28 protein-coding genes are annotated in these 26389 nt (G+C 72.4%); 13 read left to right on the plus strand and 15 right to left on the minus strand.

What is annotated here, in order from left to right:
* Positions 1-381: 381 nt before the first annotated feature.
* From ELQ39_RS10275 to ELQ39_RS10285, 3 genes are all read left to right on the plus strand, one after another.
* On the plus strand, positions 382-2712 hold the full coding sequence (locus ELQ39_RS10275; RefSeq protein WP_277994665.1) for a DEAD/DEAH box helicase: 2331 nt from the start codon (positions 382-384) through the stop codon (positions 2710-2712).
* A gap of 86 nt (positions 2713-2798) precedes the next feature.
* On the plus strand, positions 2799-3671 hold the full coding sequence (locus ELQ39_RS10280) for an alpha/beta fold hydrolase (protein ID WP_242591707.1): 873 nt from the start codon (positions 2799-2801) through the stop codon (positions 3669-3671).
* On the plus strand, positions 3668-4168 hold the full coding sequence (locus ELQ39_RS10285; RefSeq protein WP_242591708.1) for a hypothetical protein: 501 nt from the start codon (positions 3668-3670) through the stop codon (positions 4166-4168). Before ELQ39_RS10280 ends, ELQ39_RS10285 begins: the two co-directional genes overlap by 4 nt.
* Here ELQ39_RS10285 and ELQ39_RS10290 read toward each other — a convergent pair.
* Positions 4165-5058: an NYN domain-containing protein gene (locus ELQ39_RS10290; RefSeq protein ID WP_190002487.1), complete on the minus strand. Its 894-nt coding sequence runs from the start codon at positions 5056-5058 to the stop codon at positions 4165-4167. The two genes, ELQ39_RS10285 and ELQ39_RS10290, sit on opposite strands and share 4 nt — an antisense overlap.
* Positions 5059-5286: 228 nt before the next feature.
* On the opposite strand from ELQ39_RS10290, the gene ELQ39_RS10295 reads away from it, so the two are divergent.
* Positions 5287-5439: a hypothetical protein gene (locus ELQ39_RS10295; protein WP_019522250.1), complete on the plus strand. Its 153-nt coding sequence runs from the start codon at positions 5287-5289 to the stop codon at positions 5437-5439.
* 70 nt (positions 5440-5509) lie between these two features.
* Here the strand turns inward: ELQ39_RS10295 and ELQ39_RS10300 are convergent, their stop codons facing one another.
* The 3 genes from ELQ39_RS10300 to ELQ39_RS10310 form a co-directional block, all read right to left on the minus strand.
* Positions 5510-6115 carry a MarC family protein gene (locus ELQ39_RS10300; protein WP_190002486.1) on the minus strand — a complete coding sequence of 202 codons (606 nt, stop codon included), beginning with the start codon at positions 6113-6115 and terminating at the stop codon, positions 5510-5512.
* Positions 6116-6201: 86 nt separating this feature from the next.
* Positions 6202-7062 (minus strand): PHP domain-containing protein, encoded by an 861-nt coding sequence (locus ELQ39_RS10305; RefSeq protein ID WP_190002485.1) that lies wholly within the window; start codon positions 7060-7062, stop codon positions 6202-6204.
* A gap of 117 nt (positions 7063-7179) precedes the next feature.
* Positions 7180-7821, minus strand: a complete 642-nt coding sequence (locus ELQ39_RS10310; protein WP_190002484.1) for a DUF6758 family protein — start codon at positions 7819-7821, stop codon at positions 7180-7182.
* Between the two features lie 206 nt (positions 7822-8027).
* Between ELQ39_RS10310 and ELQ39_RS10315 the strand changes: the two genes are divergently transcribed.
* On the plus strand, positions 8028-9251 hold the full coding sequence (locus ELQ39_RS10315) for an MFS transporter (protein ID WP_242591709.1): 1224 nt from the start codon (positions 8028-8030) through the stop codon (positions 9249-9251).
* Positions 9252-9292: 41 nt separating this feature from the next.
* Here the strand turns inward: ELQ39_RS10315 and ELQ39_RS10320 are convergent, their stop codons facing one another.
* Positions 9293-9877 carry a suppressor of fused domain protein gene (locus tag ELQ39_RS10320; protein ID WP_225629229.1) on the minus strand — a complete coding sequence of 195 codons (585 nt, stop codon included), beginning with the start codon at positions 9875-9877 and terminating at the stop codon, positions 9293-9295.
* Positions 9878-10376: 499 nt separating this feature from the next.
* Between ELQ39_RS10320 and ELQ39_RS10325 the strand changes: the two genes are divergently transcribed.
* Both ELQ39_RS10325 and ELQ39_RS10330 read left to right on the plus strand, forming a co-directional pair.
* The gene (locus ELQ39_RS10325; RefSeq protein ID WP_190002481.1) at positions 10377-11498 is read left to right on the plus strand and encodes a magnesium and cobalt transport protein CorA; all 1122 of its coding nucleotides are present in this window, start codon (positions 10377-10379) and stop codon (positions 11496-11498) included.
* Between the two features lie 32 nt (positions 11499-11530).
* On the plus strand, positions 11531-12043 hold the full coding sequence (locus ELQ39_RS10330) for a hypothetical protein (RefSeq protein WP_190002480.1): 513 nt from the start codon (positions 11531-11533) through the stop codon (positions 12041-12043).
* A gap of 12 nt (positions 12044-12055) precedes the next feature.
* Here the strand turns inward: ELQ39_RS10330 and ELQ39_RS10335 are convergent, their stop codons facing one another.
* The gene (locus ELQ39_RS10335; protein WP_225629228.1) at positions 12056-12799 is read right to left on the minus strand and encodes a hypothetical protein; all 744 of its coding nucleotides are present in this window, start codon (positions 12797-12799) and stop codon (positions 12056-12058) included.
* Between the two features lie 219 nt (positions 12800-13018).
* On the opposite strand from ELQ39_RS10335, the gene ELQ39_RS10340 reads away from it, so the two are divergent.
* From ELQ39_RS10340 to ELQ39_RS10350, 3 genes are read left to right on the plus strand one after another with little or no spacing between them, the layout of a single operon-like run.
* Entirely contained in the window at positions 13019-14302 is a 1284-nt protein-coding gene (locus ELQ39_RS10340; protein ID WP_190002478.1) for a magnesium transporter MgtE N-terminal domain-containing protein, read from the plus strand.
* A complete protein-coding gene (locus tag ELQ39_RS10345) occupies positions 14292-14897 on the plus strand; it encodes a DUF1003 domain-containing protein (protein WP_190002477.1) in 606 nt (201 codons plus the stop codon). Before ELQ39_RS10340 ends, ELQ39_RS10345 begins: the two co-directional genes overlap by 11 nt.
* A 43-nt stretch (positions 14898-14940) precedes the next feature.
* The gene (locus ELQ39_RS10350) at positions 14941-16074 is read left to right on the plus strand and encodes a P-loop NTPase (protein ID WP_189900948.1); all 1134 of its coding nucleotides are present in this window, start codon (positions 14941-14943) and stop codon (positions 16072-16074) included.
* A gap of 69 nt (positions 16075-16143) precedes the next feature.
* Here the strand turns inward: ELQ39_RS10350 and ELQ39_RS10355 are convergent, their stop codons facing one another.
* From ELQ39_RS10355 to sigE, 5 genes are all read right to left on the minus strand, one after another.
* On the minus strand, positions 16144-16818 hold the full coding sequence (locus ELQ39_RS10355) for a hypothetical protein (RefSeq protein WP_190002476.1): 675 nt from the start codon (positions 16816-16818) through the stop codon (positions 16144-16146).
* 223 nt (positions 16819-17041) lie between these two features.
* A complete protein-coding gene (locus ELQ39_RS10360) occupies positions 17042-17476 on the minus strand; it encodes a sec-independent translocase (protein WP_190002475.1) in 435 nt (144 codons plus the stop codon).
* A 162-nt stretch (positions 17477-17638) separates the two neighbouring features.
* The gene (locus ELQ39_RS10365) at positions 17639-19330 is read right to left on the minus strand and encodes a S1C family serine protease (RefSeq protein ID WP_242591710.1); all 1692 of its coding nucleotides are present in this window, start codon (positions 19328-19330) and stop codon (positions 17639-17641) included.
* Between the two features lie 151 nt (positions 19331-19481).
* Positions 19482-20372: an anti-sigma factor family protein gene (locus ELQ39_RS10370; RefSeq protein WP_242591711.1), complete on the minus strand. Its 891-nt coding sequence runs from the start codon at positions 20370-20372 to the stop codon at positions 19482-19484.
* Positions 20369-21028: an RNA polymerase sigma factor SigE gene (gene sigE / locus ELQ39_RS10375; protein ID WP_093766907.1), complete on the minus strand. Its 660-nt coding sequence runs from the start codon at positions 21026-21028 to the stop codon at positions 20369-20371. Before sigE ends, ELQ39_RS10370 begins: the two co-directional genes overlap by 4 nt.
* Positions 21029-21303: 275 nt before the next feature.
* Between sigE and ELQ39_RS10380 the strand changes: the two genes are divergently transcribed.
* Complete coding sequence (locus ELQ39_RS10380; RefSeq protein WP_337662547.1) at positions 21304-22002, plus strand: O-methyltransferase; 699 nt, start codon at positions 21304-21306, stop codon at positions 22000-22002.
* 113 nt (positions 22003-22115) lie between these two features.
* Here ELQ39_RS10380 and ELQ39_RS10385 read toward each other — a convergent pair whose 3' ends face one another.
* The gene (locus ELQ39_RS10385) at positions 22116-22283 is read right to left on the minus strand and encodes a DUF3117 domain-containing protein (protein ID WP_003966491.1); all 168 of its coding nucleotides are present in this window, start codon (positions 22281-22283) and stop codon (positions 22116-22118) included.
* Positions 22284-22663: 380 nt separating this feature from the next.
* Here ELQ39_RS10385 and ELQ39_RS10390 point away from each other — a divergent pair, with 380 nt between their 5' ends.
* Complete coding sequence (locus tag ELQ39_RS10390; RefSeq protein ID WP_190002472.1) at positions 22664-23467, plus strand: enoyl-CoA hydratase/isomerase family protein; 804 nt, start codon at positions 22664-22666, stop codon at positions 23465-23467.
* Positions 23468-23536: 69 nt separating this feature from the next.
* On the opposite strand, the gene ELQ39_RS10395 is transcribed toward ELQ39_RS10390, so the two are convergent.
* Together ELQ39_RS10395 and ELQ39_RS10400 are read right to left on the minus strand one after the other, a co-directional pair.
* The gene (locus ELQ39_RS10395) at positions 23537-24121 is read right to left on the minus strand and encodes a DNA-3-methyladenine glycosylase I (protein ID WP_337663000.1); all 585 of its coding nucleotides are present in this window, start codon (positions 24119-24121) and stop codon (positions 23537-23539) included.
* Positions 24118-24480 (minus strand): DivIVA domain-containing protein, encoded by a 363-nt coding sequence (locus tag ELQ39_RS10400; RefSeq protein WP_190002470.1) that lies wholly within the window; start codon positions 24478-24480, stop codon positions 24118-24120. The genes ELQ39_RS10395 and ELQ39_RS10400 overlap by 4 nt, the downstream gene beginning before the upstream one ends.
* A gap of 132 nt (positions 24481-24612) precedes the next feature.
* On the opposite strand from ELQ39_RS10400, the gene folP reads away from it, so the two are divergent.
* Positions 24613-25473, plus strand: a complete 861-nt coding sequence (gene folP / locus ELQ39_RS10405) for a dihydropteroate synthase (RefSeq protein WP_190002469.1) — start codon at positions 24613-24615, stop codon at positions 25471-25473.
* Positions 25474-25521: 48 nt separating this feature from the next.
* Here the strand turns inward: folP and ELQ39_RS10410 are convergent, their stop codons facing one another.
* Positions 25522-26280: a TIGR00730 family Rossman fold protein gene (locus ELQ39_RS10410; RefSeq protein ID WP_190002468.1), complete on the minus strand. Its 759-nt coding sequence runs from the start codon at positions 26278-26280 to the stop codon at positions 25522-25524.
* Positions 26281-26389: the final 109 nt, after the last annotated feature.

The raw sequence follows: 26389 nt of genomic DNA on the forward strand, positions 1-26389 counted from the left end.
GGTAATGCGCCTGCTGGGCAGTCTGACGTACTCGGACGTGTCCGACGGGCCGCAGCATGTATGAGGATGCCCGGTCGGTGGCCCGATCGGCTCCGACCCGACAGCCCTCTGTTCGTACGGCACATCGCGTACGGGATGCGGAGGGACACCTCAGCGGTACGAGCGCTCGAGCGTCGGCAGTGGTCCCGTGTCCTACGGCCTCGACCGTATGGCAGCCGTCGTCCCCGGCACGGTCCCTACACGACCCCCGCGCTCGCCTCGCACCGCGCACACAGAAGAGGCAGCACCCTGACTACGACGTTCCGAGAGCTCGGGATCCTCCCCGAGACAGCCGAAGCCCTTGAAGCCGTCGGCATCACCACCCCCTTCCCCATCCAGGAGATGACGCTCCCCGTGGCCCTCACGGGCACGGACGTCATCGGCCAGGCCAAGACCGGCACCGGCAAGACGCTCGGCTTCGGTCTGCCGCTCCTCGAGCGGGTCACCGTCCCCGCCGACGTGGAGGCCGGCCGCGCGAAGCCCGAGGACCTCACCGACACGCCGCAGGCGCTGGTCGTCGTCCCCACCCGCGAGCTGTGCACGCAGGTCACCAACGACCTGCTGACCGCCGGCAAGGTGCGCAACGTGCGCGTCACCGCGATCTACGGCGGCCGGGCCTACGAGCCCCAGGTCGAGGCGCTGAAGAAGGGCGTCGACGTGGTCGTCGGCACCCCGGGCCGGCTGCTCGACCTCGCCGGGCAGAAGAAGCTCAACCTGTCGCACGTCAAGGCCCTCGTCCTCGACGAGGCCGACGAGATGCTCGACCTGGGCTTCCTGCCCGACGTCGAGAAGATCATCAACCTGCTTCCGGTGAAGCGGCAGACCATGCTGTTCTCAGCCACCATGCCGGGCGCGGTCATCGGTCTGGCCCGCCGCTACATGTCGCAGCCCACGCACATCCGCGCCACCGCGCCGGACGACGAGGGCGCCACGGTCGCGAACACCAAGCAGTTCGTCTACCGCGCGCACAACATGGACAAGCCCGAGATGGTCGCGCGGATACTGCAGGCCGACGGCCGTGGCCTGGCCATGATCTTCTGCCGCACCAAGCGCACCGCCGCCGACCTGGCCGACCAGCTGGGGCAGCGCGGCTTCGCCTCCGGCGCGGTCCACGGCGACCTCGGCCAGGGCGCCCGCGAGCAGGCGCTGCGCGCCTTCCGCAACGGCAAGGTGGACGTCCTCGTCTGCACCGACGTCGCCGCGCGCGGCATCGACGTCGAGGGCGTCACGCACGTCATCAACTACCAGACGCCCGAGGACGAGAAGACGTACCTGCACCGCATCGGCCGCACCGGCCGCGCGGGTGCGAAGGGCACGGCGATCACGCTGGTCGACTGGGACGACATCCCGCGCTGGCAGCTGATCAACAAGGCGCTGGACCTGGGTCTGGGCGACCCGGCCGAGACGTACTCCACCTCCCCGCATCTGTACACGGACCTGGGCATCCCCGAGGGCACCAAGGGCACCCTGCCCCGCTCCGAGCGCACCCGGGCCGGTCTGGACGCGGAGGAGATCGAGGACCTGGGCGAGGTCGGCGGGCGCGGACCGCGCGGACGCGGCGGCCGGGACGGCCGTGACGGGCGTCGCGGTGGCCGGTCCGAGCGTTCCGACGAGCGCGAGGCGTCGACGCGTACGCCGCGCCGCCGTCGCCGTACCCGTGGCGGGACGCCGCTCGACGCGGCGGGGCAGCAGCCTGCCGCGCCGGCCGCCGTGGGCGCCGGGGAGGCGGAGGCCGGCGAGGCCCCGCGCACCCCGCGCCGCCGTCGCCGTACCCGTGGCGGGGTCGCCGACACCGTGGGCGCGGTGGAGCAGGGGGCCGCGGAGGCCGCCGTCGACACGGCCGAGGGCCCGTCGGTGGAGACCGCCGAGACCGCAGGGGCCGACGGGACCGTCGAGAAGCCGCGCCGTCGCCGCACGCGCCGGTCGGCCGAGCAGGCCACGGCCGTGACGGAGCAGCCGTCGGTTCCGGCGCAGGCCGCCGAGCCCGTCGTCGCGGAGTCCGCCCCGGTGGAGGAGGCCGCCCCGCGCCGCCGCCGTACCCGCAAGGCGGCCGAGGCCGCCGAGACGGCTTCGGACACCGCCGAGGGCACGACGGAGACGGCCGAGGCCGCCCCGAAGCGCACGCGGAAGGCCGCCGCGAAGGCGGAGACCGCCGTCGACACCGCTGAAGGCACCGTCGAGGCCAAGCCGCGCCGCACCCGCAAGAAGGCGGTGGCGGTCGAGGCGGACGTCGCGACCGAGGCCCCCGTGGCCGAGGAGAAGCCGAAGCGCACGCGGAAGACCGCCGCCAAGAAGGCGGAGGCCGCCGTGGACACGGCCGAAGGCGCCGAGGCGACGCCGCGCCGCCGCACCCGCAAGGCCGCCGAGACCGTGGAGATTCCGGCGCAGTCCGCGCCGGAGGCCGAGGAGAAGCCGAAGCGCACGCGGAAGACCGCCGCCAAGAAGGCGGAGGCACCCGTGGACACGGCCGAAGGCGCCGAGGCCAAGCCCCGTCGCACCCGGAGGACGGTGCCCGCGCAGACCGCCCCGGAAGGGGAGGCCGCCGAGGCCGCCGCGCCGCGCCGCCGGACCCGCAAGGCCGCCGCGTCCGCGCCGGAGGCCACGGAGACGGCGGAGCCGAAGGCGCGCCGCACCCGTAAGGCCGCGGCCCCCGCGGACTCCGCGGAGAGCTGACACCGCACCGACGCCGACGGCCCGGTCCCCGCTCGTGGGGGGCCGGGCCGTCGGCGTCGGTGCGCGCACCCGCTACCCTCACCCGGGTGATCACCGCCTTCTCCCCCGCTCGGTTACCCGATCTCCGCCCACGTCGACTCGCCACCGGGCGGGGCGAGTTCGCCGTCCTGGACGTGCCGCCGACCGCCGGTGCCACGGTGCGGGGGACCGTGCTGCTGCTGCCCGGTTACACCGGCAGCAAGGAGGACTTCACCCCGGTCCTCGGACCGCTCGCCGCGCGCGGCTACCGCGCCGTCGCCGTGGACGGACGCGGTCAGCACGACACGGACGGCCCCGCCGACGACGAATCCCCCTACGCGCAGGACGAGTTGGCGAAGGACGTGCTGGCGCAGGCACGCGCGTTCGACACGCCCGTGCATCTCGTCGGGCATTCGATGGGCGGTCAGATCGCCCGCGCGGCCGTGCTTCTGGACCACTCCCCGTTCCGTTCGCTGACGCTCGTCTCCTCGGGCGCCGCGCGCATCTCCGCCTCGCAGGAGCAGCGGGTGACGCTGCTGCGGGACGCCCTCGCGGTGATGTCGATGGCTGAGTGCTGGGAGGCGATCCTGGCGATGGGCCCGCCGGAGGAAGTGGGCGGCCCCGCAAGGGGAATCGGCGGTCCGGAGCAGCTCCGGAAGCGCTGGCTGACCACCAAGCCCGCCCAGCTGCTCGCCACCGGACGGCAGTTGTGCGCGGAGCCGGACCGGGTCGCGGAACTGGCCGCCGTGCCCCTGCCGTTCCACGTGCTCTCCGGCTCGCACGACGACACCTGGCCGGTGCCCGGCCTCGACGCCATGGCCCGCCGTCTCCGGGCCCGTCGCACGGTGGTCGACGGGGCGGGCCACACCCCCATGACCGACCGCCCCACCCCCACGGCACAGTCCCTCGCCGACTTCTTCGACACCTTGGCGGTCCGATGAACCACGCCCGCAGTGGGGCCCTGCTCCTCCTGCTCCCGGCGGCCGTCGGCTGCACGTCGCAGACGGACACCGCCGAGCCTCCGGCCTCCTCGCCTCCGGCCGTCGCTTCCGGCACCAGCCCCGACCCACTGCCGACCGCCACGGTGGCCCCGCCGCAGCTCGGCAGCCCGGCCGGCACGTACGGTCCCGTTCGCGGCAACGCGGTCTTCAGCTACGCGGCCGGCGTCCGGGACGTCCCCGTGGGCTTCTCCTTCGAGTGCCAGGGCGCCGGGACCCTTCACGTACGGGTTCCCGTACTGCGCGCGGCCTTCACGGTCGAGTGCGACAGAGGGGAACCCCTCGTGAAGGGCGCCGACTTCGCCGTCCAGGCCGCCCGCCTGGCGGGAACCGTGCACGTGACCGCGCCGCCCGGGGTGACCTGGGCCGCCGCCGTCGGCCGGGGCGAGCCCGGGGAGGACCCCGCGATCCGGCAGCAGGGGCCGGGCGAAGGGTCCTAGTACTGCGCCTGCAAGTGGTCCCAGAAGCCGTCGCGGAGGGCGCGGCGGAGATCGGCCTGGCCGCGCAGGGAGTACTGGAGGAGGCCCTCGGCCTCGACCAGGAGGTCCTGGTCGACGGAGCCGGGCAGGTAGGGGTGGCCGGGGAGCAGCTCCATCATGGTTTCGCGTCCGCGCGAGACCAGCCACTTCGCGGCGATCTGCGCGCCGACGAAACGCACGTTCTCGCGGGTGGGCCGGCCGCCCGCCGGTTCGTACGCGGGCGCCGTGCGCCGGGAGACGTACGGCTTGAAGAAGTCGAGGTCGAGGGTGCGCTGGCTGTCGACCTCCCAGAGCAGCGGCTCGGCCTGGTTGCGGCCCTCCGGCGCCTCGATGCCCCACAGGTGCACGCGGGCGCCGTAGCCCTGGGCGGCCTCGACGGCGGAGACCAGGTCCTCGTCGCCGCCGAGCAGGGCCGCGTCACTGATGGCGCGGTGCCGGGCCAGTGACTCCAGGTCGGAGCGGATCAGGGAGTCGACGCCCTTCTGCTGGTTGTTGGCGTTGAGGTTGCCGAGGCGGACCTTGACGTCGGGCAGTTCGGCGATGGACTGCTGCTCGGCGGTGTGGATGCGGCGCCGGGCGCCGTCGTACCAGTAGACGCGCAGCAGCCTGCTGTCGGCGAAGATGGTGCGGGCCCGGTCGATGAGCGCGTCGATCAGCCCTTCGGCGTCGAGGTCGAAGGCGCGGCGGTCCTCCGTCCCCGCGACGAGCCGCCCCGCGGCCGCGTAGAGGTAGCCGGCGTCCACGAAGATCGCGTGCGTGGAGGGCGTCTTGGCCACCTCGGCGAGCATGCGCTGGAGCAGCTCGTTCGTGCGGTCGATACGGGAATGCAGAGCCTCGAGGTCGTCGTTCATCACCTCTCATTGTTCCGCCGGTCACGCAACGAACACAACCGGTCCCGGTCGGTCCCGTTCGAAAACCTTACTCGTCAGTATTTAGTCGCTCGAAAATTTTCCTTAGCGTAGGGAATGTTTGCATCACGCACCTCGTTGAACCCTGTGCGGCACACGGGCCCGTCCGGTCCGTGGGCCTTCACCCAGTAGTTCTCCTTCAGGAGGATGACCAGACGAAGGGAGAAGCCCTTGCGCTTCGAAATCATGCGACTCGACGACGTCGACGGCACGACCGTGGACTCGACCGTCGTGGACGCCGCCTCCGTCAACCGCATCGTTCAACAGGCCGCCGCCATCGGGCAGCGACTGTGGATCCGCCCGGCCGACACACCGGCCTCGTAATCTGTGCGCATGCTCGAGGAGCCCCCGTACCACTCGGGTACGGGGGCTCCGGTGTGCTCGCGGCCGGACGTCAGGCGCCCTGGATCACCTGAGTGACGCCGTTGATGATCTGCTGCACGGCGATGGCGGAGAGCATCATGCCCGCGAGCCGTGTCACCAGGACCACACCGCCGTCCTTGATGACCCTGATGATCAGCAGCGAGTAGCGCATCACCAGCCACAGGACGACATGGATGGCGAGGATCGCCGACCACACGGAGACCTGTCCCGCCACGCTGTCGGCCTTCTGCACGGCGAGGATGACCGACACGATCGCGCCCGGACCGGCCAGCAGCGGCATGCCGAGGGGGACCAGCGCGACGTTGACGTCCTTGGTCTGCTGGGGCTCGTCGGTCTTGCCGGTGAGCAGGTCCAGCGCGATCAGCAGGAGCAGCAGGCCGCCGGCGATCATCAGCGCCGGTATGGAGACGTGCAGGTAGTCCAGGATCTGGTGGCCGAGCAGACCGAAGACGACGATCACGCCGCCCGCGACGCACACCGCCTGGAAGGCCATGTGCCGCTGCGCCTTGGCCGGACGGCCCGCGGTCAGCGCCAGGAAGATCGGGGTGATCCCAGGGGGATCCATGATGACAAAAAGGGTCAGGAAGAGAGAGCCGAAGACGGCGACGTCGAACATGACTGCCTAGCGCGAGAACGAAAGTGGAAGCGGAAGAGAAAGGCGTGGTGGGAGCGGGACGCCGGACCCGGCGGTCACCCCGGGTGTCAGACCGCTCCGCCGGTCCCCGGCACCGGGAACGCCCCGGTCGCGCGCCGCGTGATCTCGCCGTAGACCTCGGGGTCCGTGGAGAACTCGCCGAGGACGCAGGTCTTCCGGCTGCCGTGGTAGTCGCTCGAACCGGTGACCAGCAGCCCCAGCTCGCCCGCCAGGCCGCGCAGCCGCGCCCGGGTGTCGGGGTCGTGGTCCATGTGGTCGACCTCGATGCCGTCGAGCCCGGCCCGGGCCAGCTCCGCGATCGCGGAGTCCGGCACGGTCCTGCCCCGCTTGGCCGCGGCGGGGTGCGCGAAGACGGCGACGCCGCCCGCGTTCTTCACCAGCCGTACGGCCTCGAAGGGATCGGTCTCGTGCTTCGGCACGTACGCCCGGCCGCCGTCGGCGAGCCATTCGGGCGTGAAGGCGTCGCTCACGCTGTCCACCACGCCGAGCTCGACCAGTGCGCTGGCCACGTGCGGGCGGCCCACCGAGCCGTTGCCGGCGATCCGCGCGACCTGTTCCCAGGTGACGGGCACGCCCAGCTCGTTCAGCTTGGCGACCATGCCCTTGGCACGCGGCACCCGGTCGTCCCGGACCAGCTCGCGCTCGGCGAGCAGGGCGGGCTCCTCGGGGTCGAAGAGGTAGGCCAGCAGATGCATGCCGACCCCGTCGAGGCGGCAGGAGAGCTCGGCGCCGGTGACCAGGGTGAGACCCCGGGGCAGCGCCGCGAGCGCCTCGGCGTGGCCGCGCGTGGTGTCGTGGTCGGTGAGGGCCACGACGTCGAGTCCGGCCGCGGCGGCCTTGCGGACCAGCTCGGCCGGGGTGTCCGTGCCGTCGGACGCGGTGGAGTGGGTGTGCAGGTCGATACGCACGACGCGGTACTCCAAGCGGGACGGGCGGACGGGGACGCTCCAGGATAACCGGATTTTTGGCCACCGCTGTCACACCCGAACCCGACGAGCGCCCCCTACATCACCGGCCGCGCCCCGTCACTTCTCCAGCAGACGCGGGGACAGGGCTCCGCACGGCACCAGCTCCACCTCGGCGCCCGCGTCCCTCAGGTCGGCGAGCACCAGTTCGTCGTACATCAGCAGGCCCGACTGCTCGGGCCACACCACCGCCCACAGCCACAGGCCGAGCGCCTCGCCCGCGAACACGGCGCGGTCGTCGGGCGTGCGGGCGACGTGCCAGAGCGGGGTGGGGCGGCCGGCGGCCAGCACCTTGGCCTGGGGCGGTTTCTCGACGTCCATGTAGGGCCCGGGGTCCGGGCCGTCGATGCCCGCGTACCGCGCGCCGAGTCCGACGCCGAGCTCCTCGGCGACCAGGATGAGCTCGCCCATCCCGCCGAGCGGGCCGGGGCCGGTGCACGCGACGGCCGTCGCCCGGCCCCCGCTGCGGTCGTCGCCCGCGGACGCGACACCGGTGAAAAGCCAGCCCACCGGCAGCGGCCACGGCATCCACACCGGCACCTTGGTGCGGTGCACGACGACTTCGAGGGCCTCGACGCTCGGCGGTATCACGGGCTGCAGCGGGTGCACGGCGCCGTGCACGTCGCACTGCCAGGCATCCGAGAAGAGGCCGGGAGCCCTGACCCGGCCACCGCACTTCGGGCAACTGGGTTCGCCCCTCATAGAGCCCCACGGTCCTAGGTCCGCAGCGCCACGTCAAGGACGATCACCCGACCGGACGGAACGGCGGCTCAGGAACCGAGATAGATGTATCTTGCATTAATTAGGCTGACTAACCTACTGTGTGTACATTCCAACCATCTCTCCGGCCGTCCGGTGTCTTCCCTCCGGCGGCCGGCATCCCCCCACGTCCCGGGATTGGAGCACCCATGGACCCCATCGACACGGGATCGGGCAGCATCCTCAGGCAGCCGAAATCCGTGTGGGCGACCGCCGGCGCGTCCGTCGTCGCCTTCATGGGCATCGGCCTCGTCGACCCCATCCTGCCGTCCATCGCCCAGGGCCTCGACGCGACAGCGGGACAGGTCTCCCTGCTCTTCACCTCGTACTTCCTGATCACCGCGCTGGCGATGCTGGTGACCGGCTTCGTCTCCAGCCGCATCGGCGGGCGCAGGACACTGCTGCTCGGGCTCGCGCTCGTCGTGGTCTTCGCCGGGCTCTCGGGCACGTCGGGGTCGGTCGGTGAGCTGGTCGGCTTCCGCGCCGGCTGGGGACTGGGCAACGCGCTGTTCGTCTCGACCGCCCTCGCCGTCATCGTCGGCGCGGCGGCCGGCGGCAGCGCGGCCGCCGTCCTGCTGTACGAGTCCGCCCTGGGCCTGGGCATGGCCTGCGGCCCGCTGGTGGGCGCGCTGCTCGGCGACGCGAGCTGGCGCTACCCCTTCTTCGGCACGGCCGCCCTGATGGCCGTCGGCTTCCTGTGCATCGCCGCGTTCCTGAAGGAGCAGCCCCGGCCGGCCCGCAGGACCTCCCTGCTGGACCCGGTCAAGGCGCTCGGCCACGGCGGCCTTGCCTCCACGGCCGTCTCGGCGTTCTTCTACAACTACACGTTCTTCACCGTGCTGGCCTTCACGCCGTTCGTGCTGAACATGTCCCCCTACCGGTCCGGCGCGGTGTTCTTCGCCTGGGGCGTGCTGCTCGCCGTGTTCTCGGTGATCGTGGCCCCGCGGCTGCAGAAGCGGCTCGGCTCGCTGCGGGTGCTGGGCGGTTCGCTGGTGCTGCTGGCCGTGGACGTGCTGGTGCTCGGCCACGGCGGCCACACCACGGCCGTCGTGTGCACCGTGCTGTCCGGCGCGCTGATCGGCGTGAACAACACGGTGTACACGGAACTGGCGCTCGGGGTGTCGGACGCGCCGCGCCCGGTGGCGAGCGCCGGGTACAACTTCGTGCGCTGGTTCGCGGCAGCGGCCGCGCCGTTCCTCGCACCGAAGATCGAGGAGTGGAGCGACATCCACATGCCGTTCACGGTCGCCGCGGTGACAGCGGTGCTGGGCGCGCTGGTGGTGCTGGTGCGGCGCCGGGCGCTCACCGCCGAGGCCGAGGAGCTCCGGCCCGGGCACGCCACCGAGGACGGCGTGGGCGTCCTCGCCAACTGAGTGTGCCCGGAACGGGGTTGGTGAGGTTCCTCACTCGGGCGCTAGTCCAGCGGCACGGATTTCCGGGACGGGTCCCTGAGGTCCGTGCCGTGGTTCAGCCACCGCTCCTGGAGCGCCTGGGCGCCGTGCACACGCTTCCAGGCGGCCTCGTTCGGCGTCATCGGCAGCAGCGGCAGGAAGCGCACCGGTTCCAGGGGCGCGTCGAGTTCGAGGTCCTCCACCAGGCCGCCCGGCTCGGCGACCAGCACCGAGGTGAACGGGGCGCCCGGCCACAGCGGCTCCCCCACGTCCAGCGAGGCGCCGGGGGCCACGACGAGCCCCTCGACCTGCGGGGACGCGGCGAGTACGGCGAGCGGACGGAGCGCCTTGTCGGTGTCGGCGACGCCGCCGCGCACGGACAGCACCAGCTCGGCGCGGGGTCCGGCGACCGGGTCCGCGATCACGGCCGTGGGGTCCGTCATGGGCCGGGCGGACATGCCGAGGGTCGCGTAGCGCACGATGTCCCCCTCGTGGAACCGCAGCACCTCGATGCGGTCCGTGCCCAGAAAGGTGACCGCGGCGCGCGCGTCCGGTTCGCCCAGCGCGCTGCGCAGCCGGGCCTCGACCAGAGGAAGAACATCAGCCATGCGGCGAGCATAGAACTCGTCAGTACCGGGCAAAGCAGAGCCTTGACACAGCAGTCGGCTGATACGCTTGGCCGGTGGTTCGGGCAGCACGCGTCAAGCGTTCCGACACTGCCTGAACGCCTGTGTGACACTCCCCGCTCATCGGGGGAATCCCCCAGGGGATCGCGATCGTCCCTCACGAGGGACCGGCCGGAGGAGGTGGGGCTGGCATGGACCGAAGTCGACCGTGCAGTATCACCCGCTCTTCCGCCCGCTGAGGTAGCTGTTCCCCTTTCGGCTCCCGCCTTTCGCTTCGCGCGTCTTCATCGGAAGAGCACTCGTTTCGTTCTGACTGATCTGCCCCAGTAGCTGTATCAGCGACGAAGCTCGCCACCGCGACGGTGCGGTGCTCCCCGCTTTGTGGACGTGCCAAACATGCGCAGTCCAGGACGTCCTCATTCCGGGTTGTTCCACCCGTCGCCCCGGCGCCTTTCGTTGCCCGTTCGCGAAGGAGCCCGCCATGTCGATGATCCGCGACCTGCGCGCCGTGGTCCGTCCCGCCTCCCGCATCTCGCTCCGCAAGGAGAGCGGCCCGTACGAGACCTCGCGGGAGCGTGCGGCGGCCACCGCCGTCGTCGACTGCGCCGTCTACCGGGACGGCCGCCGCCAGGACACCGGGGGCGGCCCGCTCAGCCCTCAGGACGCGATGCGCCGGGTGCGCCGCGACGGGGGCTTCGTCTGGATCGGCCTCCACGAGCCCACGGAGGCCGAATTCGCGGGAATCGCCGCCGAGTTCGGGCTGCACCCGCTGGCCGTGGAGGACGCCGTCCAGGCGCACCAGAGGCCCAAGCTGGAGCGCTACGACGACTCCCTGTTCACGGTCTTCAAGACCGTCCACTACCTCGACCACGACCGCGTCTCCTCCACCAGCGAGATCGTGGAGACCGGCGAGGTCATGTGCTTCACCGGACGGGACTTCTTCATCACCGTCCGGCACGGCGGCCAGGGCTCCCTTCGCGCCCTGCGCCACCGCCTCCAGGACGACCCGGAGCTGCTGGCCAAAGGCCCCTCTGCCGTGCTGCACGCCATCGCCGACCACGTGGTGGACGGCTACATCGCGGTCGCCGACGCCCTGCAGGACGACATCGACGAGGTCGAGACCAAGGTCTTCTCCCCCGGCCGCAAGGGCACCCCGCGCGGCACCGACGCCGGTGAGATCTACCAGCTCAAGCGCGAGGTGCTGGAGTTCAAGCGGGCCGTGGCGCCGCTGCTGCGCCCGATGCAGCTGCTCAGCGAGCGGCCGATGCGGCTGATCGACCCGGAGATCCAGAAGTACTTCCGCGACGTCGCCGACCACGTGGCCCGGGTGCAGGAGCAGGTCATCGGCTTCGACGAGCTGCTGAACTCCATCCTCCAGGCCAACCTCGCGCAGGCGTCCGTCGCGCAGAACGAGGACATGCGCAAGATCACCTCGTGGGCCGCGATCATCGCCGTCCCGACCATGGTCTGCGGGGTGTACGGCATGAACTTCGACTACATGCCGGAAACCCACTGGAAGTACGGCTACCCGGTGGTGCTCGGCGTCACGGTCGCCATCTGCCTCGGCATCCACCGCACGCTCAAGCGCAACGGCTGGCTCTGAGACGGCCTCCCCCGCCTGGATAGGCTGGGCGCATGACTGGCGAGCTGCTCGACCGGGCCCTCATCGAGGAGGCCTCGAAGAAGTCCGGCCTCATCTGGGTCGAGGGACCCGGCGTCCCGGCCCGACCGCTGTGGCACGTGTGGCACGAGGGCGCCGCCTGCGTGGTCGGCGACGGCCCCGGCGAACAGCCCCTGACGGGCCTCGCCGACGGGGCGCGGGCCGAGGTGACGGTGCGCAGCAAGGACAAGGGCGGCCGGCTGGTCACCTGGACCGCGACGGTCCGCGAACTGGCCTCCGGCTCCGAGGAGTGGACGGCGGCCGTCGACGGTCTCAAGGGCAAGCGGCTCAACGCCCCCGACGGCGAGGCCATGCCGGAGCGCTGGGCCCGCGAGTGCCGGGTGCTGCGTCTGGAACCGACCGGCGCGACGGGCGCGCTGCCCGACGGCGACCTCTCCGCGGCTCCCCTGCCCACCCCGGCGACGACCCGGACGCCGTTGCCCGCCGGGCTGCCGCGCCTGCTGGCGAGGCGCAGGCGGCGCGGCTGACTTCCGGGGCGGTCAGGACGTCGGGAGCTGCTTGCCGTAGTCGAGGGTGTCGTCCTTGGCGGGCTTCTCCAGCGGGAAGTCGGCGCCCCAGGAGGAGAAGGTGAGGGTGCCGGCCTCCCCGGCGCGCACCAGCCGCAGCGGGTACGGCTTGCCCTCGAGGGAGACGTCCAGGGTGCCGCCGGCGCCGTCGTCGCCGGTGACCCGGACGGTGCGGGTCCCGTCCTGCTCGTGGTGGCCGTCCGTGCCGAGCTCGCCGTGCAGCGTGAGCAGTCCGCCGAGCAGCACGTCCTTGTCGGTGAATCCGATGAACTTGGTGTACGAGGGGTCGCCCTTGGGCACCTTGACGTACTTCGAGGCGAGCTTGTCCGCCGCCTTGGAGTCGCCGTCCCCGTCGCCGCCCTTCCCCCAGAAGGCGGCGTCGGCCTTCAGATAGAGCTCCTGGCCGACCCGCAGCAGCCGGAAGGTCTCCCCCTGGGTGCTGACCGAGCCGATGCCGCCCTGGGGCTTCAGCCGCATGTCGAGGGTGTAGGTGCGGCCGCTGGTCCGCACCGAGCCGTGCAGCCGCACGGTGCCGACGGACGCGGCCGCCTTCTGCGCCTTGGTCTGGATCTGGTCGGCGGGAAGTCTGCCGACGCCGTTCGTTCCCTCGTTCGGATCCTCGGAGCATCCCGTGAGCGCCGTCCCCGCCACGAGCAGCGCGCACACGGCGCCGGCCAGCGTGGCCCTGCGGGAACGGCCCGGGGAGATCGGAATCACAGGTGGGCTGCCTCTCTGACGGGGGACCTGAACGGAATACCGCAGAGTACCGGGGCCGGTGGGGCCGGACGGAGTCAGTCCGTCCGGACCGGCCGCCAGCGCGGCACCGATCGGGACGGGCTAGCCTGAAGCCCGTCCGAGCGGGCAATCCGGAAAACAGACGCACCAGGCAGTACACGGCACGGAACACTTCCGCACGCACGCAAAGGAGCCGCCGGAATGGCATCGGGCGCACCCCGGTTCTTCGTCTCCCACATCTCCGGTGTCGCCGTCTTCGACCCGGCGGGCGACCAGGTGGGCCGCGTGCGCGATCTCGTCGTCATCCTGCGTCCCGGCCGCCGTCCGCCCCGGCTGCTCGGCCTGGTGGTCGAACTCTCCACCCGGCGCCGCATCTTCCTGCCGATGACCCGGGTGACCTCCGTGCAGGCCGGCCAGGTCATCACCACCGGGGTGCTCAACGTCCGCCGCTTCGAGCAGCGGCCCACCGAGCGGCTGGTGTTCGGGGAGCTGCTCGACCGGCGCGTCACCCTCGTGGAGTCCGGCGAGGAGGTCACCGTCCTGGACCTGTCGGTGCATCAACTGCAGGCGCGGCGCGAGTGGGAGATCGACCGGGTCTTCGTGCGCAAGGGGAAGAAGGGCGGCGCGTTCCGGCGCGGCAAGGGCGAGACGCTGACCGTGGAGTGGTCCGCCGTCACCGGGTTCTCGCTGGAGGAGGACGGGCAGGGCGCGGAGAACCTGCTCGCCACCTTCGAGCAGCTGCGCCCCGCCGACCTGGCCAACGTGCTGCACCACCTGTCCCCCAAGCGGCGGGCCGAGGTGGCCGCCGCCCTGGACGACGACCGGCTCGCGGACGTCCTGGAGGAGCTGCCCGAGGACGACCAGATCGAGGTCCTGGGCGTCCTCGCGGAGGAGCGGGCCGCGGACGTCCTGGAGGCGATGGACCCCGACGACGCGGCCGACCTGCTGGGCGAACTGCCGGAGGCGGACAAGGAGCGCCTGCTGAGCCTGATGCGGCCCGCGGACGCGGCCGACATGCGCCGCCTGATGTCGTACGAGGAGCACACGGCGGGCGGTCTGATGACCACCGAGCCGATCATCCTGCGGCCGGACGCGACCGTCGCGGACGCGCTCGCCCGGATCCGCGAGCCCGACCTGTCGCCCGCGCACGCGGCCCAGGTGTACGTGTGCCGGCCGCCGGAGGAGACCCCGACCGGCAAGTACCTGGGCACCGTGCACTTCCAGCGGCTGCTGCGTGATCCCCCCTACACGCTGGTCGGCTCGATGCTCGACGACGACCTGCGGCCGCTGGACCCGGAGGCGACGCTGCCCGTGGTCGCCGGGTTCTTCGCCACGTACGACATGGTGGCGGCGCCGGTGGTCGACGAGGCCGGGTCGCTGCTGGGCGCGGTGACCGTGGACGACGTCCTGGACCACATGCTGCCGGGGGACTGGCGGGAGACCGAGTTCCACCTGGAGGAGGGGGAGGTGCCCGATGGCGGGTGAGCGCGACGTGCGCGAGCGGACCCTGGCCGGGGCCACGGCGGCGGGACGGCCGCGTGCGCCGCGGCTGGACCAGCCGCGTCCTCCCCGGCGCCGGATCCTGCCCGAGTGGGACCCGGACGCCTTCGGCCGGCTCTCGGAGCGCATCGCGCGTTTCCTGGGCACCGGGCGGTTCATCGTCTGGATGACGGTCGTCATCATCCTGTGGGTGCTGTGGAACGTGTCCGCCCCGAAGGAGCTGCGGTTCGACGAATACCCGTTCATCTTCCTGACCCTGGCGCTGTCCCTCCAGGCCTCCTACGCGGCCCCGCTGATCCTCCTCGCGCAGAACCGGCAGGACGACCGCGACCGGGTCAACCTGGAGCAGGACCGCAAGCAGAACGAGCGGTCGATCGCCGACACCGAGTATCTGACCCGTGAGGTCGCCGCGCTGCGGATCGGGCTCGGCGAGGTGGCCACCCGGGACTGGATCCGCTCCGAGCTGGAGGACCTGGTCAAGGAGCTGGAGATCCGGCAGAACGGCCACAAGGACCATCACGGTACGCATCCGGCGATGCGGGCGGAACACCCGCCGGGACGTGACGCAGACGACCGCTGACGTCCTTACCGGCGGGTGTACCCGGAGCCGTACCATCGTCCTTATGGCTACGGAAGACGCGGTGCGCGAAGCACTGGCGACGGTGAACGACCCCGAGATCAACCGGCCCATCACCGAGCTCGGGATGGTCAAATCGGTGGAGATCGGTGCGGACGGTGCGGTCGCGGTCACCGTGTACCTGACGGTTTCCGGCTGTCCCATGCGCGACACCATCACGCAGCGCGTGACGGACGCGGTGTCCCGCGTCGAGGGCGTGACGCGGGTCGACGTGACGCTGGACGTGATGAGCGACGAGCAGCGCAAGGAGCTGGCGAGCGCCCTGCGCGGCGGCCAGACCGAGCGCGAGGTGCCCTTCGCCAAGCCGGGCAGCCTCACCCGGGTGTACGCCGTGGCGTCCGGCAAGGGCGGCGTCGGCAAGTCCTCGGTGACGGTGAACCTGGCGGCGGCGATGGCGGCCGACGGCCTGAAGGTCGGTGTCGTGGACGCCGACATCTACGGCCACTCGGTGCCGCGCATGCTCGGCGCCGACGGGCGTCCCACCCAGGTCGAGAACATGATCATGCCGCCGTCGGCGCACGGCGTGAAGGTGATCTCCATCGGCATGTTCACCCCGGGCAACGCGCCCGTGGTGTGGCGCGGCCCGATGCTGCACCGCGCGCTCCAGCAGTTCCTGGCCGACGTGTACTGGGGCGACCTGGACGTGCTGCTGCTCGACCTGCCGCCCGGCACCGGTGACATCGCGATCTCGGTCGCGCAGCTCGTGCCGAACGCGGAGATCCTGGTCGTCACGACCCCGCAGCAGGCCGCGGCCGAGGTGGCCGAGCGCGCGGGCTCCATCGCGGTGCAGACGCACCAGAAGATCGTCGGCGTGGTCGAGAACATGTCGGGGCTGCCGTGCCCGCACTGCGGCGAGATGGTCGACGTGTTCGGCACCGGCGGCGGCCAGACCGTCGCCGAGGGCCTGACCCGCACCACCGGCGCCAACGTGCCGGTGCTGGGCGCCATCCCGATCGACGTGCGGCTGCGCGAGGGCGGCGACGAGGGCAAGCCCGTGGTGCTGTCCGACCCGGAGTCCCCTGCGGGCTCGGCGCTGCGCTCCATCGCGGGCAAGCTGGGCGGCCGTCAGCGCGGTCTGTCGGGCATGTCCCTGGGGATCACCCCGCGCAACAAGTTCTGAGGCCCGTGCGCACGCCGGAGGGCGCCGTCCGCTGCGGACGGCGCCCTCCGGCGTTCTCGGGCGGCTCGCTCAGCCCTGGTAGGCGGCGATGTCCTTCACCACGGCGAACCCCAGCCCGTACGCGCTCATCCCCCGGCCGTACGCGCCGACGTGGACACCGGCCTGGGTGGATCCGGCGAGCACCCAGCCGTACTCGGACTCCCGGTAGTGGAACGGCGTGGGCACGCCGTCCACGGGCAGGGAGAGTGTCGACCAGTCCTCGCCCTCCAGGTCGTCCGCCAGCACCCAGGCGGTCTCCGTCTGCTGCTCCAGCCAGTCGTCGCGCAGGGAGTGGTCCATCTGGCCGGGCCAGGTGAAGGACAGCAGCCCCACCCCGGCGAGCCAGGCGGCGGAGGACACCGAGGTGGCCTCCAGCAGTCCCGTGCCGTCGGCGCTGCGGCGGACCGGGTTGGCCGCCACGGTCACCACGACCGCGAACTTCTCCTTGGCGTCCTGGTCGCCCCCGGCCGCGAACTCGCTGCGGACGGACGGCTCGTCGCCGTGTCCGACCGATCCGTGCTCCACGGCCCCGTCGGCCGAGAGGCCGACCTGCATCAGCCAGCGCGGCCCCGTGAAGGCCTCGTCGAGGCCGTACCAGGGGAAGGGCGCACGCAGGTAGCCGTCGACCGTACGCCGGGCGGAGGGGACTGGTTGTCCGTCCTCCGCGGCCGGCGCCTGCGCGACTGCCGAACTCGTCGTCTCCATGTGCCCGGACGCCTCCTCGCTCTCGTCGGACCGGACGGCCCGCCCCCCTTTCGGGCGTACTCGTCCGTTCCGCACAACAACTCGGCAGCATAACCATCCTGCCGCCACAGGCAGGGAAACCGCCCGGCGCGTGAGGCGTTCGGGCGCCCGGATCAGGCCGTCCGCAGCTCGGGTGGAGTATGAAACGCGTCACGTACGCGCCGGCGCACGCCCCGGGGACCGGTCAGGTGGCGTCCATGTCGAAGGGCGGGCGGTCGTCGGCGGCCGGCGTCTCGGGCTTCTTCGTCATGTCCACCCGGCCGCCGGGGGCGGCGGGTGAGGGCGACGGGTCGGTGTCGCGCCCGTGGACGGCGTCCGTGACCTCGGCCATCTCCTTCTTCAGGTCGAAGCCGTTGCGGATCTCCTTCAGCCCCAGGTCGTCGTTGTCCAGCTGCTTGCGGATGAACGTCTTGGGGTTGAGGTCCTCGAACTCGAAGTCCTTGAACTCCGGGCCCAGTTCCTGCCGGATGTCCTGCTTGGCGCTCTCCGAGAAGTCCCTGATCTTCCGGATCGTGCGGGTCACGTCCTGGATGACCTTGGGGAGCTTCTCCGGACCGAAGATGAGCACGGCGAGGACGATGAGCGTCACCAGCTCGAGCGGTCCTATGTCATTGAACACCTGAAGCTCCTCGCGATGCCTTCGGTCCTCGGCCCTCGGTGCCGGTCGTTCGCCCTCCGTGGTCCGGGCCGGGTCCACGGTACCCGGACCTCCGGCGCCACCGGTACCGTCCCGGCGTCCCGGCGGCGTCGGACCGGTCGTGAGTCGGCCGCCGTCGGAGGATCAGCCGTCGTCGGAGGAGCCGAGCACCAGGGACACCGTGCGCTCCTCGCCGCCCCGCTCCAGGGTCAGCTCCAGCCGGTCGCCGGGGCGGTGGGCGCGGGTCTTGACGATCAGTTCCTCGCCGGAGTGCACGGGGCGGCCGTCGACCTTCGTGATGACGTCGCCGGGGCGGATGCCCGCCTCGGCGCCGGGGCCGCCCGTGCTGACCGGGGGTCCGCCGTCGCTGCCCTCGGCCGCCACCCGGGCGCCGTCGCCGCTGTACTCCATGTCGAGGGTGATGCCGATCACCGGGTGCGTGGCCTTGCCGGTCTCGATCAGCTCCTCGGCGACCCGCTTGCCCTGGTTGATCGGGATGGCGAAGCCGAGCCCTATCGAGCCGGACTGGCCGCCCTCCGGGTCGAGCCCGCCGTCGGCCGAGCGGATGGCCGAGTTGATGCCGATCACCCGGCCCTTGCCGTCGAGCAGCGGTCCGCCGGAGTTGCCGGGGTTGATGGGTGCGTCGGTCTGCAGGGCGTCGACGTACGACACGTCGCTGCCGTCGCCCTTCTCGCCGCCGGCGGTGATGGGCCGCTCGCGGGCGCTGATGATGCCGGAGGTGACGGTGCCGGCCAGGTCGAAGGGGGCGCCGATGGCGACGACGGGGTCGCCGACCCGCACGTTGTCCGAGTTGCCGAGCGGCAGGGGGGCGAGCCCGCGGACGCCCTTGACCCGTACGACGGCGAGGTCGTAGCCGCTGTCCCGGCCGACGACGGTCGCCTCGGCGGTGTCGCCGCTGTGGAAGGTGACGGTGATGTCGCCGTCCTCCCCGGCGGGCTCGACGACGTGGTCGTTGGTGAGGATGTGGCCCCGGTCGTCCAGCACGAAGCCGGTGCCCGTGCCGGCCTTGCCGCCGCCGCTGACGTGCAGGGTGACGACGCTGGGCAGCGCCTGCGCGGCGATCCCGGCGACGCTGTCGGGGTCCCGGTCGGGCGCCTCCACACCGGCCTGCGGCAGCTCCACGGCGCCGATGCCGCCGTTCCGCTCCAGCTGTACGCCGACGACACCGCCGGCGACGCCGGACACGAGGGCGATGACCAGGGCGCCGCCGGCCAGCGCGCGCCTGCGGCGACCGCGTCGGCGTCGCACGTCCTCCTCGACGGGGTCGGCCTGCTGCAACGGGGCGACGGCCGCCGGAGCCGCCCAGGGGTCGTACCGCGCCCAGAGGTCGGTCACCGGCGTGGCGGGGGCGTCCTGGGCGACGGGGGCGGCCGGCGTGACGGGGGCGGCCGGGGCGGCCTCGTGCGGCACCGGAGGCACGCCCACGGCCACTCCGTGCGCCGGGGTGGCCGCCGGATGCTGCACAGGCGGGGCAGGAGCCCACGGCCCGGGCTCCCCGTAGGGCGGGGTGCTGTAGGGGTCGGGGTCGTGGAGGGGCTGGGGGTGGGCGAGGGCGTCGGCGCCCGGGGCGGGGGTGGAGGCGGGGGTGTCCGCGCTCTGCGCGGGGGCGGGCTCGGAGGCGTCCGCGGATGTGCCGCCCCGGCGCCGCGGGTCCGGTGCACCGCCGTCGGGCACGCCGGCCGCCGGGGTGGAAGCCGTCGCGTCGTGAGGGCGAGGTAGTTCGTAGTCGCCGTCAGGCCGCTCCGGGCGGGCGAGTACGAAGTCGCCGTCGGGTCCTTCGGACGCCCCAGGCGTGCCCGGCTTCCCCTCGTTCATGCTCTCCCCACGGCTGGACCGGCACGGATCGTCGGCACCGTGCTCCGGTCCGCCCAGTGCGGTGGAGCCCGGCTCGGCGCCCGGCCGCAGTGGGCCCGGGCGCGCCACCCGGAATCTAATCAGGTTCGCGCGCCCCCGCGCAGGGGCCCGGTCAGCGGGCGGCCCGCGCGCTGTGCGTGGGCGAGGGCGCCGGTGACGGCGCGGCCGTGACCAGGCCGGGGCTCTTCAGCCCGGCCGCCGACGCCCATGCGCCCAGTCCGAACGGCGGGGCCGGGTTCAGCGGGCGTATGTGCGGGGACACCGCCGCGGCGCCGCCCTGCGCGGGCGAAGGGATGCCGGGCAGCAGCGGGGCCGCGACGCCGGTGGGGACGACGGGACCCGAGCCGAGCGCGCTGTGACCGCCGGCCGCCTGTCCGAGCAGCGGGCCGACGCCTCGGCGCCGGGGGTCCGGCGTGGTGGCCGCGCCCCCGCCCTGCGTGCGCACCGGTGTCACGTTGCTCCCCTTGCCCTGGCCGCGCGTCTCCGCGTCGACCGGGGTGACGGTGGAGACGCCGCCGAGGGCGATCGCGGCCAGCGACACCGCGCCGGCGGCGACGAACGCGAGCCGCAGCCCGCGCGAGGACGGCCGGGCGGCGGCGAGGCCCGCTGCGGCGGCCGCGGGCTGGTGACGCCGCACGGGCGCGTAGGCGAACTCGAAGCGCTCGCCGCGCCGCGTCCCGAAGACTCCGGCGGTGGAGCCGCCCGGCAGCGCGGAGCCGCCCAGCGGTGAGCCTCCGTCGCCGAATCCGCTTCCGGCGGGCAGCCCTTGCAGGCGCGCCAGAAGGCTCTCGGAGGGCGGCGGCGGCGCGGCGGCCGCGAACACGTTCTTCAGGCGGCGCTGTTCGTCCACCTCCGCCTTGCACTTGGCGCAGGTGGCGACATGCGCCAGTACGCGCTCACGCGCGTCATGACCGAGTTCCCCGTCCACGAGGGCGGCGAGCCGGTCTCCCAGATGATGCTCCGCGAGGTGTCCCTCGGGGGACTTCGGCAGTGAACTGCTCACGCGCTCGCGCCCCCTCCCCCCAGTGCGGGGACACGCGGCACGAAGGAGGGGCGGTCCGCGCGCGCCTTGGGCGAACGGTGCGCGAGGGCCTTGCGCAGCTGGGAACGGCCGCGGTGGATACGGGACCGGACGGTGCCGAGCTTCACGCCCAGGGTGGCCGCGATCTCCTCGTACGACAGTCCTTCGATGTCGCACAGGACGACGGCGGCGCGGAACTCCGGGGCGAGCGTGTCGAGGGCCTGCTGGACGTCGGCGTCGAAGTGCGCGTCGTTGAAGACCTGCTGCGGCGAGGGCTCCTTGCTGGCGAGCCGCTCGGCCGCGTCCTCGCCGAGCGCGTCGAAGCGGATGCGCTGCTTGCGGCGGACCATGTCCAGGAAGAGGTTCGTGGTGATGCGGTGCAGCCAGCCCTCGAAGGTGCCCGGCGTGTACGTCGACAGGGAGCGGAAGACACGGACGAAGACCTCCTGCGTGAGGTCCTCGGCGTCGTGCTGGTTGCCCGTGAGACGGTAGGCGAGCCGGTACACCCGGCCGCTGTGCATGCTGACGATCTCCTCCCACGTGGGCGGAGTCCACGCCTGCCCGTCCGCGTCGCCGGAGAAGGTCGCGGTCTGGGCCGGGTCGCCGGCGCGGTCATGGTCAGCAGCGGTGTTGTTCACGGATTTCGGCCTGCCTGCCGATCCGAGGAAGCGCCGCAGCACTCCCGCACGATCCACAGGCGCAGCCGCACCTCCCCTGTCGGCTCTGGTGGTGTCCAGTGGAGCCCCTACCATAGCCACCTCGCCCGTTAGCTCCGGATAAGCGGTTTTACGAGAATTTGATTCGGGCTGCCACGGCTCGTACGACTGCGCCCGCACTTGCTCGGCGTCCTCGTCCACTCCTCGCCCCCCTTCCCGGCACGCGCCTCTCTCTTCTCCTTTGAACGACTGGTCCCATCTGCGGGTTCCCGACGCCAACGGATACAGTCACGCCCAGGCAACCACGGGGACAGGAGAGGGTCATTACCGCCAACCGGCAGACGAGCTGGGCGTTCGCCGACGCCTATGTCGCCGAGGACGAGGCGCTGCGCTGGGCCCGCGACCGGGCCCGCGAGGCCGGCCTGCGCTCGGTGTCGCCCGGCACGGGCGCGGCCCTGCGGTTGCTCGCCGCCAGCGTGGACGCCAAGGCGGTCGCGGAGATCGGCACGGGCTGCGGCGTGTCGGGGATCCATCTGCTGCACGGCATGCGCCCGGACGGGGTGCTGACGACGGTCGACCAGGAGCCGGAGCACCAGCAGTCGGCCCGGCAGGCCTTCCGTGAGGCCGGTTTCGCCGGCAACCGGGCCCGCTTCATCCCCGGCCCGGCCCTGGACGTGCTGCCGCGTCTCGCGGACTCGGGCTACGACCTGGTGTTCTGCGACGGCGACCGGCAGGAGTACCAGGACTATCTCGCCGAATCGTTGCGTCTTCTGCGCCCTGGAGGCCTGGTCGCCTTCGAAGGCGTCTTCGCGAACGGGCGCACCGTGGACTCCGGCCCCCAGCCGACGGAGGTGCTGCGGCTGCGGGAGCTCGTGCGGACCGTTCGCGAGAGCCAGGAGCTGGTGTCGTCGCTCCTGCCCGTGGGGGACGGGCTGCTGTGCGCCGTGAAGCGGTGACCTGCCGTGTCACGGCAATCCTCCGACGCCGTTCCCCCGGACGTGTGCGCAAACAGCCGCCCCGGCACCGCGTGCGGCACCGGGGCGGCTGAAAGGGTATGGTCGCTTCCGCGTCAGCCGACGACCTTCTTGAGGGCGTCGCCGAGCGCGTCGGCCTCGTCCGGGGTCAGCTCGACGACGAGCCGACCGCCGCCTTCGAGCGGAACGCGCATGACGATGCCCCGCCCCTCCTTGGTCACCTCGAGCGGGCCATCACCCGTCCGCGGCTTCATGGCCGCCATGCTCGTTCCCCTTCCTGAAACCCAGCTCAACCGTCTAAGCCGACGGCCCACTGAAGGGCACCTGCGGTCCTTGAAGCAGGACACACGCCACCGGCATCGAACACATTGCTTCCAGGCCATTATCCCGCATGGCGGGACCCGATGACCAACATCAGCAGGCATCGCTTGGGCAACGCACGCGAGCAAAACCACTCAATTCGGCGATGTGGCTGCCATACTGCGTCCTCGCATGGACATTCGGGCTCCGGAATCCCGACACAAATGTTTGACGCAGGTCACACCGAGGCCGTCCGCCGGGGCCCCTGAACTGGGTCATGCTGTCCTCCGGAAGAGGATGTACTCACCAGTACGTCCCGAGCCGCACACGGAGGGATACGACCATGGCCGACACCGTGCTCTACGAGGTGAGCGACGGACTCGCGACGATCACGCTGAACCGCCCCGAGGCGATGAACGCGCTGAACGTCGCCGCGAAGGTCGCCCTCCGGGACGCGGTCAGGGCCGCCGCGGACGACGAGGCCGTACGGGCGGTGCTGCTGACGGCGGCCGGCGAGCGGGCGTTCTGCGTCGGGCAGGACCTCAAGGAGCACATCGGGCTGCTGGCCGCCGACCGGGAGAACGGGTCGGGGCAGACCATGTCCACGGTGCGCGAGCACTACAACCCGATCGTGCAGGCGATCGCGGGTGCGCCGAAGCCGGTGGTGGCCGCCGTGAACGGCGTGGCGGCGGGGGCCGGGTTCGGGTTCGCGCTGGCCGCGGACTACCGGATCGTCGCGGAGACGGCGACGTTCAACACGTCGTTCGCGGGGGTCGCGCTGACCGCGGACTCCGGCATCTCCTGGACGCTGCCGCGGGTGATCGGGCCGAGCCGTGCGACGGACCTGCTGCTGTTCCCGCGGAACATCTCCGCGCAGGAGGCGTACGAGCTGGGGATCGCGAACCGGGTGGTGCCGGGGAGCGAGCTGCGGGCGGAGGCCGAGAAGGTGGCGCGGGGGCTGGCCCAGGGGCCGACGGTCGCGTATGCGGCGCTGAAGGAGTCCGTGGCGTTCGGGATGAGCCACTCTCTGGAGGAGACGCTGGAGAAGGAGGACGAGCTGCAGACCCGGGCGGGGTCCTCCGAGGATCACGCGATCGCTGTGCGGGCGTTCGTGAACAAGGAGAAGCCGAAGTATCTGGGGCGGTGAGGTGGGGCGGGCCACGGCGGGGTCGCGGGTGCGGCTTCGTCGTGGCCCGTCGCGCAGTTCCCCGCGCCCCTATCCCCTTGCCGCGCAGGTCTGCAGGTGGTCGTTGACCAGGCCGCAGGCCTGCATCAGCGCGTAGGCCGTCGTGGGGCCCACGAAGCGGAGGCCCTGTTTCTTGAGGGTCCTGGCGAGGGCCGTGGACTCCTTCGTCACCGCGGGGACGTCCGCGAGGGTGCGGGGGGCCGGGCCGGGCTCCTCGGGGGCGTGGGACCAGATCAGGGTGTCCAGTTCTCCGGGCTTCCAGCCGGCCAGCACCCGCGCGTTGGCCAGCGTGGCGTCGATCTTGGCGCGGTTGCGGATGATGCCCGGGTCGGCCAGCAGGCGCTCGCGGTCGGCGTCGGTGAAGGCGGCGACGTCCTCGATGCGGAAGTCCGCGAAGGCGGCGCGGAAGCCGGGGCGGCGGCGCAGGATGGTGATCCACGACAGCCCGGACTGGAAGGCCTCCAGGCTGAGGCGCTCGAAGAGGGCGTCGTCGCCGTGCACCGGGCGGCCCCACTCCCCGTCGTGGTAGGCGAGGTAGTCCGGGGCGGACAGCGCCCAGGGGCAGCGGGGCAGGCCGTCAGGGCCGAGCGGCGTCTCGCCGGCGGGGTCACTCACCGCTGTTCGTCCTCCGGGTGCGAGGCGGGCTTGTCCATGGACAGGTGTGCCGCGGCGGCGCGGGCGCCGGCCAGCGCGGACTCCAGGTCGGCGATGCGGGCGTCCCGCTCGGCGAGCTCGGCGGCGAGGCGGCCGAGGGCGTCGTCCACGTCCGCCATGCGGTAGCCGCGGGCGGCGAGCGGGAAGCGCAGGCGGTCGACGTCCGCGCGGCTGACCGGACGGTCGGGCGGCAGGGAGTCCTGGAGCCGCTCCGGCGCCGCCTCGGGCAGCGGGGCGTTGTCGCCGCCGCCCACCACGGCGAGGGTCACCGCGCCCACCACGACGGCCAGCGCGACGACCAGGAACAGGAACATAACCATCGCCGGGGCCCCCACGGTCGGATGAGTCGGAGTCGGATGTGTGGCTCCGATCGTGCCATGCGAGTCTGACAGTCGGGACCGCCGGGCGGACGGAGGCGGTCCGGACGGCCGGACGAGGAGAGGTTCCAGGGGATGCTCAGGCTGGGCAGGCGGGAATTCGCACCGCACGAGCGGGTGATCATGGCGATCGTGAACCGGACCCCGGACTCCTTCTACGACCAGGGCGCCACCTTCCGCGACGAGCCGGCGCTCGCGCGGGTGGAGCAGGCGGTGGCCGAGGGCGCCGCGATCATCGACATAGGAGGGGTGAAGGCGGGACCCGGCGAGGAGGTGTCGGCCGAGGAGGAGGTACGGCGGACGGTCGGTTTCGTGGCCGAGGTGCGCCGCCGCTTCCCGGACGTGGTGATCAGCGTGGACACCTGGCGGCACGAGGTCGGCGAGGCCGTGTGCGAGGCGGGCGCGGACGTGCTGAACGACGCGTGGGGCGGGGTGGACCCGCGTCTGGCCGAGGTGGCCGCGCGGTACGGCGCGGGGCTGGTGTGCACGCACGCGGGCGGGGCCGAGCCGCGGACCCGGCCGCACCGGGTGACGTACGACGACGTGATGGCGGACATCCTCGACGTGACCCTGGGGCTGGCCGAGCGGGCGGTGGAGCTGGGGGTGCGGCGGGAGTCGGTGATGATCGACCCGGGGCACGACTTCGGCAAGAACACCCGGCACAGCCTGGAGGCGACCCGGCGGCTCGGCGAGATGGTGGCCACCGGCTGGCCCGTGCTGGTGTCGCTGTCGAACAAGGACTTCGTCGGCGAGACGCTGGACCGCCCCGTGAAGGAGCGGGTGGTGGGGACGCTCGCGACGACGGCGGTGTCGGCGTGGCTGGGCGCCCAGGTCTACCGGGTGCACGAGGTCGCCGAGACGCGTCAGGTGCTGGACATGGTGTCGTCGATCGCCGGGGACCGGGAGCCGGCGGTGGCGCGGCGCGGGCTGGCGTGACGGGAACCGGGGCGGCGGGGACCCCTCCCCGGCCGCCCCCGCGGGCGTCTAGCGGCCCGCTTCCTTGGAGACCAGGGCCACGGCCTCGTCCACGTCGTCCGTGACGTGGAACAGCAGCAGGTCCTTCTCGGCCGCCTTGCCCTGGGCGATCACCGTGGACCGCAGCCAGTCGACGAGGCCGCCCCAGTACTCCGTGCCGAACAGCACGATGGGGAACTGGGTGACCTTCTGGGTCTGCACCAGGGTGAGCGCCTCGAAGAGCTCGTCGAGCGTGCCTAGGCCGCCGGGCAGGACGACGAAGCCCTGCGCGTACTTGACGAACATCATCTTCCGGACGAAGAAGTACCGGAAGTTCAGACCGATGTCGACGTACCGGTTCAGGCCCTGCTCGAAGGGCAGCTCGATGCCGAGGCCGACCGAGACGCCGTCGGCCTCCAGGGCGCCCTTGTTGGCCGCCTCCATGGCGCCGGGGCCGCCGCCGGTGATGACGGCGAAGCCCGCCTCGACCAGGCCGCGGCCGAGCCGCACCCCCGCGTCGTACTCGGGCGAGTCCGCGGGGGTGCGGGCGGAGCCGAAGACGCTGATCGCGGGCGGGAGTTCCGCCAGGGTGCCGAAGCCCTCGATGAACTCCGACTGGATGCGCAGCACCCGCCAGGGGTCGGTGTGCACCCAGTCGCTCGGCGCGCGCTCGTCCAGCAGCCGCTGGTCGGTGGTGCTGGAGTCCACCTGACCGCGCCGGCGGAGGACCGGCCCCAGGCGCTTCTCCTCCGGCGGCTGCCGCTTCCCCTCAGGGTTGCCCGTAGCCATGTGCGCTCCCTCCGTTTGCCAGGTCGTACCGCCTCAGCGTAGATCTACGCGGGTTACGTGCGGGGGACGTCAGCATGTCCACGGGAGAGCGTTCCAAACGCGCGCTCGC

It is taken from the genome of Streptomyces sp. GB4-14, assembly GCF_022696125.1.
In the GTDB taxonomy this organism is placed as follows: Bacteria; Actinomycetota; Actinomycetes; order Streptomycetales; family Streptomycetaceae; genus Streptomyces; species Streptomyces werraensis.